Here is a 7,431-nt window from a genome sequence, read left to right on the forward strand (position 1 = left end):
CGCATCGATCAAGGGCGAATGCACGCGGAAAAGAGATCAAACCACGTGCGTTTGCCCTTGATCGGCGGAAGCGGGCCGGGGCGCGAAAGCGGGCCGGGGCGCGAAAGCGGGCCGGGGCGCGGAAGCGGGCCGGGGCGACGCGGCGCACGGCGCGTGTGACCACAATGTTCGTAAACATCGCTGTGGTCAAAACGGTGACGTGGGACACACGCTGGGTCCACCATCATCGCGCCCCCTCATTCGGAAACGAAAGAGAAACCGCGATGAAAAATATGACGAAGGCGCTGGTCGCCGCCGCCTCGCTGATCGCTGTCACAGCGCTTAGCGCGTGTGGTGCGACGGCGGACAAGGATGAGACGTCCGGCACCAGCAGCGGCCCGGTCACCGACCTGCGGCTCATGGTGCCCAACAGCCCGGGCGGCGGGTACGACACCACGGCCCGCACGATCGCCAAGGTCATGGAGGACGCCAAGATCGCCTCTGGCGTGGAGGTGTTCAACCTGTCCGGCGCCGGTGGCACCGTCGGCCTCCAGCGCACGGTCAACGAAAAGGGCAACGGCAAGCTCGCCATGCAGATGGGTCTGGGCGTCGTCGGCGCCTCGTACACCCAGAAGTCCACGGCGAAGCTCACGCAGACCACCGCCCTCGCCAAGGTCATCGAAGAGTCCGGCGCGATCGTGGTACCGAAGAACTCGCCGTACCAGACGATCACCGACCTGGTGACCGCCTGGAAGGCGGACCCGAAGAAGGTCGCGGTCGGCGGCGGTTCCTCCCCCGGCGGCCCGGACCACCTGCTGCCGATGCAGCTCGCCAAGGCGGTCGGCATCGACCCGAAGCAGGTCAACTACGTCTCGTACGACGGCGGCGGCGAGCTGCTGCCCGCGGTGCTCGGCGGCAAGGTGGCGTTCGGGGCGAGCGGCTTCGGCGAGTTCCTCGACCAGGTCGAGGCCGGCCAGCTCCGGGTGCTCGCGGTGACCAGCGAGCAGCGCCAGGAGGCGCTCAAGGACGTGCCGACGCTGAAGGAGTCCAGCATCGACCTGGTCTTCACCAACTGGCGCGGCGTCGTCGCACCGCCCGGCATCTCGGACGCCGACAAGCAGACCTGGATCGACGTACTGACCAAGGTGCACGACAGCGACGCCTGGAAGGCCGAGCTGGCCAAGCGCGGCTGGACGGACGCGTTCGTCACCGGCGAGGCGTTCGCGACGTTCCTCACCGAGCAGGACAAGGCGGTCGCCGACATCCTGACCGGCCTGGGCCTGGTATGAGTTCCGCGACCACGACGCCCGAGCGGCGGTCCGGCCGGGCCGCCGCGCGGGACCGCGCCCAGTACGGCGTCTGCGCGTTCCTCGCCCTCGTCGGGGTACTGGTACTCGTCGACGCCGTCCAGATCGGCCACGCCACCAGCAGCAACGACCCGATCGGTCCGCGTCCGGTGCCGATGCTGCTGGGCGTGCTGCTGATCGTGGTCGCCGCCGTGTACGCGCTGGACGTGACCCGGGGCGGGACGGGCGAGCCGGAGGGCGGCGAGGACGTCGACCTCGCCTCGCCGATCGACTGGCGCACCGTGCTGCTGCTCGTCGCCGCGTTCGTGGTGAACGCGCTGCTCATCGAGCGGCTGGGCTGGGTGATCAGCGGGTCGCTGCTGTTCTTCGGGGCTGCGTTCGCGCTGGGCAGCCGGCGGTACGTCCTGACGCTGGCGATCGCGATCGCGCTGTCGCTGGCCACCTTCTACGGATTCGCGATCGGGCTAGGCGTCAACCTTCCGGCCGGCATCCTCCAAGGAATATTGTGATCGAGAACCTGACGAACCTGCTCGACGGGTTCGGCAACATCGTCACGCCGATGAACCTGCTCATCGCGCTCATCGGCGTCACCGTCGGGACCGCCGTCGGCGTACTGCCCGGGATCGGGCCGGCGATGACGGTCGCGCTGCTGCTCCCGGTCACGTACGGGATGGAGCCGGCGCAGGCGTTCATCATGTTCGCCGCGATCTTCTACGGCGGCATGTACGGCGGCTCCACCACGTCGATCCTGCTCAACACCCCGGGCGAGTCGTCGTCGGTGGTGACCGCGATCGAGGGCAACAAGATGGCCAAGGCGGGCCGCGCGGCGCAGGCCCTGGCCACCGCGGCGATCGGCTCGTTCGTCGCCGGCACGATCGGCACGCTGCTGCTGGTGCTGGTCATGCCGATGATGGTGTCGTTCGCGATCGACCTGGGCGCCCCCGACTACCTGGCGATCATGGTGCTCGGCTTCATCGCGGTCAGCGCGGTGCTCGGCGCCTCCCGGATACGCGGGTTCGCCTCCCTGCTGCTCGGCCTGGTCATCGGCCTCGTGGGCATCGACCGGGTCACCGGACAGCAGCGACTCACGCTCGACATCCCGCAGCTCGCCGACGGCATCGACGTCGTGGTCATCGCGGTCGGCATCTTCGCCGTCGGCGAGGCGCTGTGGGTGGCCGCGCACCTGCGCCGCAAGGCCAGCGAGGTGATCCCGGTCGGGCAGCCGTGGCTGGGCAGGAACGACTGGCGACGCTCGTGGAAGCCGTGGCTGCGCGGCACGGCGCTCGGCTTCCCGTTCGGCGTGATGCCGGCCGGCGGCGCCGAGATCCCGACCTTCCTGTCGTACGCCACCGAGAAGAAGCTCAGCAAGCACCCGGAGGAGTTCGGCAAGGGCGCGATCGAGGGCGTCGCCGGTCCGGAAGCGGCCAACAACGCCTCGGCCGCCGGCACCCTGGTGCCGATGCTGGCGCTCGGCCTGCCCACGAACGCGACCGCCGCCGTCATGCTCGCGGCCTTCCAGTCGTACGGCATCCAGCCGGGTCCGCTGCTGCTGGAGCGGGAGTCCACATTGGTCTGGACGCTGATCGCGAGCCTGTTCGTCGGCAACCTGTTGCTGCTCGTGCTCAACCTGCCGCTGGCACCCGCCTGGGCGAAGCTGCTGCAGATCCCGCGCCACTACCTGTACGCGGGCATCCTGTTCTTCGCCTCGATGGGCGCTTACGCGGTCAACGCCCAGCCGTTCGACCTGTTCCTGTTGCTGATCCTGGGCGCGCTCGGGTTCGGCATGCGCCGCTTCGGCCTGCCCGTGCTGCCGCTGATCGTCGGCGTCATCCTGGGCCCGATCGCGGAACGCCAGGGCCGGATGGCGTTGCAGCTCTCCGGTGGAGACCTGTCCGGCCTGCTCGGCGGTCCCGTCTCGTACCTCATCTACGCCGCCATCGTGGTCATCCTCGCGTGGCCGCTGCTGCGCCGGTACGTACGGCGGCCAAAATGACGGTGAGCCCGCCGGCATAAGGCCGGCGGGTCACCGCCCGGGGGTGGTCAGGCAACGAGCGCCAGCTCGCGCTCCGGGGCCGTTTCCTCTGGTACCGCGTGAGCGCGCGCCTTGCGCGGCAGCAGGAACGCGAGCCCGAACGCCGCCACGGAGAGCACGATGGTCAGCAGCGTGACCGCCGTGGCGGCGTCGACGGCGGTGCCGGCGTCGAGCATCCCGTGCGCGGTCTGCTGGGTGGTAGGCCGGGCGATCCCGAAGAACACCGTGCCGAGCACCGCCACGCCGACCGAGGCGCCAAGCTGCTGGATCGACTCGAGCATGCCCGCGGCCGAGCCCACCTCACGGTCCTCGATGTCGCCCATGATGATGTCGAACAGCGGCACGAAGATCATGCCCATGCCCAGCCCGAAGACGAACAGCGGCGCGGTCAGCGTCCAGGTGCCGATCTCGGTGCCGTAGCGCTCGAAGACCACGTACACGCCGGCCGTGCCCACGGTCATGATGGCGAGGCCCACGTGCAGGATGCGCCGGCCGAGCTTGGCGGCCGAGCCCGCGCTGAAGCCGGAGCCGAGGAACGCGCCGACCGCCCAGGCGGCCATCGTCAGGCTGGCGCGGGTGGGGCTGTAACCGAGGCCAAGCTGGAGGAACAGGCCCACCGCGAGCGAGAAGCCGACGATCGCTCCGAAGAAGACGACCACGAAGGCGACACCGGAGGTGTACGAGCGCTTGGCGAACACGCTCAGCTCGACCAGCGGGGTGGCGCCGGAGCGGCGACGGCGGATCTGGTACGCCACGAAGCCACCGATCAGCGGGACCGACGCGACCAGCAGCGCCAGCGACCAGGCCGGCCAGCCCAGCTCGCGGCCCTGCACCAGCGGGAAGACCAGGGCGAACATCGCGACGGCGGCGAGCACGACGCCGGGCAGGTCGAGGGTGCGCGGGCGACCGGCGGTCTGGCCGGGTGCCGCGTCCGGCAGCGCGATCCGGCCGGCCAGCAGCGCGAACGCCCCCAGCGGCAGGTTGATCGCGAAGATCATGCGCCACCCGGTGCCGAACACGTCGGCGTCGACCAGCACGCCCGCGACGACCGGGCCGAGGATGGTGGCGAGGCCGATCATCGGGCCGAACACGCCGAACGCCTTGCCCATCTGGTCCGGCGGGAACAGGTCGCGGATGAGCCCGAAGCCCTGCGGGATCATCACCGCGCCGAAGAGCCCCTGCACGACCCGCGCGATGACGAGCGTCTCGATCGTCGGGGTGGCCGCGCACACGACCGACGCGGCGACGAACCCGACTATGCCGATCATCAGCATCCGCTTGCGGCCGAACATGTCACCCAGCCGGCCGCCGGTCAGCAGGCCGACCGCCAGGGCGAGGGTGTAGCCGGCGGCGATCCACTGGAGCGCGGTGTACGAGCCGCCGAGCTCGGCGTGGATCGCCGGCGCCGCGACGTTGACGATCGTCGAATCCAGCAGGTTCATCAACGTGGCGGCCAGGATGGCGAAAAGTCCCACCCACGGGCTCTTGGCTTTCATGACTAACTCCCCTACCTGCGATTTCAAGCGGAACGGATCGTTCTGTTCTCAGACTAGCAGAGCGGAACAGTCCGTTCCAGTAGTTGCGGAACAGAATTTTTCGTTCCGCTGTATGCTGGGGTCATGACGAAGCCCCTGAGCGGCCGGAAAGCCCAGGCAGCGCGCAACGACGAAGTGATCCTGGAAGCCGCCCGGGCGGTGTTCCTCGACGACCCGGGCGCGCCGATCGCCGCCGTCGCCGAACGGGCCGGCGTCGGGATCAGCGCGCTCTACCGGCGGTACCCGAGCAAGGAGGAGCTGCTGCGCAAGCTCTGCTCGGACGGCCTGATCGCCTACATCGCCGCCGCGCAGGCCGCGGTCGACGAGCTCGACGCGGGCGGCGACGCCTGGCCGGCGTTCGCCGGCTTCATGCGCCGCGTGGTCGACGCCGGCTCAACGTCGCTGACCATCCGGCTGGCCGGCACCTTCACACCCAACGAGCAGCTGTACCGCGACGCGGTGCACGCCGACGAACTCAACCGCCAGCTGATCGGGCGGGTGCGCGACGCGGGCGCCGTGCGCGACGACATCGAGGTCGCCGACGTCGGGCTCATCCTTGAGCAGATCGCCTCGGTACGCCTCGGCAACGACCAGCGCACCGGCGAACTGCGCCACCGGTACCTGGCCCTGATCCTCGAAGCCCTGCGCCACCCAGGCCGCGGCGAATTACCCGGCCCCCCACCCCGCCCCGAAGAACTAGCCGCCCGCTGGTCCACATAGGCCCCCACCCACACCCCCCTCCCCACCTAAGCCCGCTCCGCGCGGCACGACCCGCTCCGCGCGGCACGGCGCCGCACGGCCCACACCCGCGGCACGGCGCCGCACGCTCTCCCCGTCGATCAAGGCCAACCGCACGTGGTTTGATCTCATTTCCGCGTGCATTTGCCCTTGATCGATGCGATCCCCCTTGATCGGCTACGCCGATCTGCGTACGCGGGTGCCGCTTCCTGGAGGGCGGCGGCGGTCATCGATCGGGCCATGATGGCCGTATGCCGGACACGATCACTCGCGAGGAACTCCAGATTCCGATCACCGACGGCGCAGCCGTGGTGGTCGACGCTCTACCGGCCGCCCCGTACGGCCGTCGCCACCTGCCCGGCGCCGTGAACCTCGTCATCGACGACGCCGACGACCGGGCGCCTGCCGTGCTCCCCGACCGGTCCGCGACCGTCGTCACCTACTCCACCAACGACACGTGCGGCCGCGGCGAGGCGCTCGCCGATCGGCGGGGATCGAAGACTGGGTCGGCGCCGGGCTGCCCGTTGAGCGTGGCTGACCCGCGACTAGGGATCTCGTGGGTGGCTCATACCTGCAAAATAGGTGACTAAATGGTCACATACCAAGGTGTCGAATCTGTCCCGCGCCGGACGACGCTTCGGTAGACACACACCTGACGAGAAGGGAACAACACAATGGGCAAGGTAACGACCGGCGCGACGATGTCCCTGGACGGCTTCATCGCCGGCCCAAATCACGACGGGTTCGACTACCTGTTCAAGTGGTACAACCGGGGCGACGTCGAGATCCCCACCGGCAACCCCGAGATGACGTTCCACACCTCGGCGGCCAGCGCTGAACACCTGCGCAAGCTGCAGGAGCGCCTCGGGGCCCTGGTGGTGGGCCGCACGCTGTACAACATCACCAACGGGTGGGGCGGGCGGCACCCACTGAACACGCCGACCGTGGTCCTCACCCACAAGCGCCCCGACGACCGGCCGGAGGACGACGAGAACTTCGTCTTCGTCTCGACCGGCATCGAGGACGCCGTGGCCAAGGCCAAGGATCTGGCCGGCGACAAGGACGTGGGCCTCAACGGCGGCACGATCGCCCGCCAAGCGCTCGATGCCGGGCTGCTCGACGAGGTACACGTCGACCTGGTGCCGGTACTACTCGGCGACGGCATCCCGTTCTTCGGCCAGATCGCCGGCGCCCCGGTCGAGTTCGAAGGCCCGATCTCCATCACAGAAGGCGACGGCGTAACCCACATCGCCTACCGCGTAGCCCGCTAGACGTTGCCCCGCGCGGCCCGCGCTTACCACTCCCACTCCCACTCCCACCCCACCCCCTCCCGCTGATCAAGGGCAAATGCACGTAGTTGGATCTCTTTTCCGCGTGCGTTTGCCCTTGATCGAGGAGGATGTCCTTGGTCGACGCGCGGCGAGGCGGGCCGCGCCGGCGAACGGGCGGGCGCCGCTCACGGTGGGTGCCGTCCCTCATGGCCAGCCGCGGGCGGAACGCATCGGCCCCTGGTTGGGGTCTAGGTCCCGACCGGCCTCGCGGACGGCCGGCGCCACGATTCCGAGATCTTGCCGAGTTATGGCTCATATGGAGCGCAGACTCGGCAAGGTTCCGGTCGCGTGTAGGGCGCCGAACGGCGCCCGTCCCATCGCGGCAATCGACCTTGACGCGGCGCCGGATCGCCCAACTCAACACCGTCGATCAAGGAGATCTGCATGGATCAAGGGCAAACGCACGCGGAAAAGAGATCGAACCACGTGCATTTGCCCTTGATCGACGGAGCGCGGGGCGGAGCGCGGGGCGGAGCGCGGGGCGGAGCGCGGGGCGGAGCGCGGGGCGG

7 protein-coding genes are annotated in these 7,431 nt (G+C 69.5%); 6 read left to right on the forward strand and 1 reads right to left on the reverse strand.

What is annotated here, in order from left to right; all coding sequences use genetic code 11:
- Nucleotides 1-263 precede the first annotated feature (263 nt).
- Genes V6V89_RS40755 through V6V89_RS40765 form a run of 3 tightly spaced genes read left to right on the forward strand, consistent with a single transcriptional unit; the run spans nucleotide 264 to nucleotide 3,279 of the window.
- Nucleotides 264-1,268: a Bug family tripartite tricarboxylate transporter substrate binding protein gene (locus V6V89_RS40755; RefSeq protein ID WP_334625073.1), complete on the forward strand. Its 1,005-nt coding sequence runs from the start codon at nucleotides 264-266 to the stop codon at nucleotides 1,266-1,268.
- The gene (locus tag V6V89_RS40760) at nucleotides 1,265-1,795 is read left to right on the forward strand and encodes a tripartite tricarboxylate transporter TctB family protein (protein WP_334625074.1); all 531 of its coding nucleotides are present in this window, start codon (nucleotides 1,265-1,267) and stop codon (nucleotides 1,793-1,795) included. The genes V6V89_RS40755 and V6V89_RS40760 overlap by 4 nt, the downstream gene beginning before the upstream one ends.
- Nucleotides 1,792-3,279, forward strand: a complete 1,488-nt coding sequence (locus V6V89_RS40765) for a tripartite tricarboxylate transporter permease (RefSeq protein WP_334625075.1) — start codon at nucleotides 1,792-1,794, stop codon at nucleotides 3,277-3,279. Before V6V89_RS40760 ends, V6V89_RS40765 begins: the two co-directional genes overlap by 4 nt.
- A 47-nt stretch (nucleotides 3,280-3,326) precedes the next feature.
- Here the strand turns inward: V6V89_RS40765 and V6V89_RS40770 are convergent, their stop codons facing one another.
- Nucleotides 3,327-4,814, reverse strand: coding sequence for an MFS transporter (locus V6V89_RS40770; RefSeq protein WP_334625076.1), 1,488 nt, complete (start codon nucleotides 4,812-4,814; stop codon nucleotides 3,327-3,329).
- 123 nt (nucleotides 4,815-4,937) lie between these two features.
- Here V6V89_RS40770 and V6V89_RS40775 point away from each other — a divergent pair, with 123 nt between their 5' ends.
- The 3 genes from V6V89_RS40775 to V6V89_RS40785 all read left to right on the forward strand — a co-directional run bounded on the left by V6V89_RS40775 (nucleotide 4,938) and on the right by V6V89_RS40785 (nucleotide 6,862).
- Nucleotides 4,938-5,573 (forward strand): TetR/AcrR family transcriptional regulator, encoded by a 636-nt coding sequence (locus V6V89_RS40775; protein WP_334625078.1) that lies wholly within the window; start codon nucleotides 4,938-4,940, stop codon nucleotides 5,571-5,573.
- A 269-nt stretch (nucleotides 5,574-5,842) separates the two neighbouring features.
- Nucleotides 5,843-6,181, forward strand: a complete 339-nt coding sequence (locus V6V89_RS40780; RefSeq protein WP_334625079.1) for a rhodanese-like domain-containing protein — start codon at nucleotides 5,843-5,845, stop codon at nucleotides 6,179-6,181.
- A gap of 84 nt (nucleotides 6,182-6,265) precedes the next feature.
- A complete protein-coding gene (locus V6V89_RS40785; RefSeq protein ID WP_334625081.1) occupies nucleotides 6,266-6,862 on the forward strand; it encodes a dihydrofolate reductase family protein in 597 nt (198 codons plus the stop codon).
- Nucleotides 6,863-7,431 lie beyond the last annotated feature (569 nt).

It is taken from the genome of Micromonospora sp. CPCC 206061 (genome assembly GCF_036906915.1).
Taxonomy (GTDB): Bacteria; Actinomycetota; Actinomycetes; order Mycobacteriales; family Micromonosporaceae; genus Phytohabitans.

What these genes read in the sequence shown, in the direction of transcription:
- V6V89_RS40755 (WP_334625073.1), top strand. Translation starts at nt 264, where the DNA reads ATGAAAAATATGACGAAGGCGCTGGTCGCCGCCGCCTCGCTGATCGCT.
- V6V89_RS40760 (WP_334625074.1), top strand. Translation starts at nt 1,265, where the DNA reads ATGAGTTCCGCGACCACGACGCCCGAGCGGCGGTCCGGCCGGGCCGCC.
- V6V89_RS40770 (WP_334625076.1), bottom strand. Translation starts at nt 4,814, where the DNA reads ATGAAAGCCAAGAGCCCGTGGGTGGGACTTTTCGCCATCCTGGCCGCC.
- V6V89_RS40775 (WP_334625078.1), top strand. Translation starts at nt 4,938, where the DNA reads ATGACGAAGCCCCTGAGCGGCCGGAAAGCCCAGGCAGCGCGCAACGAC.
- V6V89_RS40780 (WP_334625079.1), top strand. Translation starts at nt 5,843, where the DNA reads ATGCCGGACACGATCACTCGCGAGGAACTCCAGATTCCGATCACCGAC.
- V6V89_RS40785 (WP_334625081.1), top strand. Translation starts at nt 6,266, where the DNA reads ATGGGCAAGGTAACGACCGGCGCGACGATGTCCCTGGACGGCTTCATC.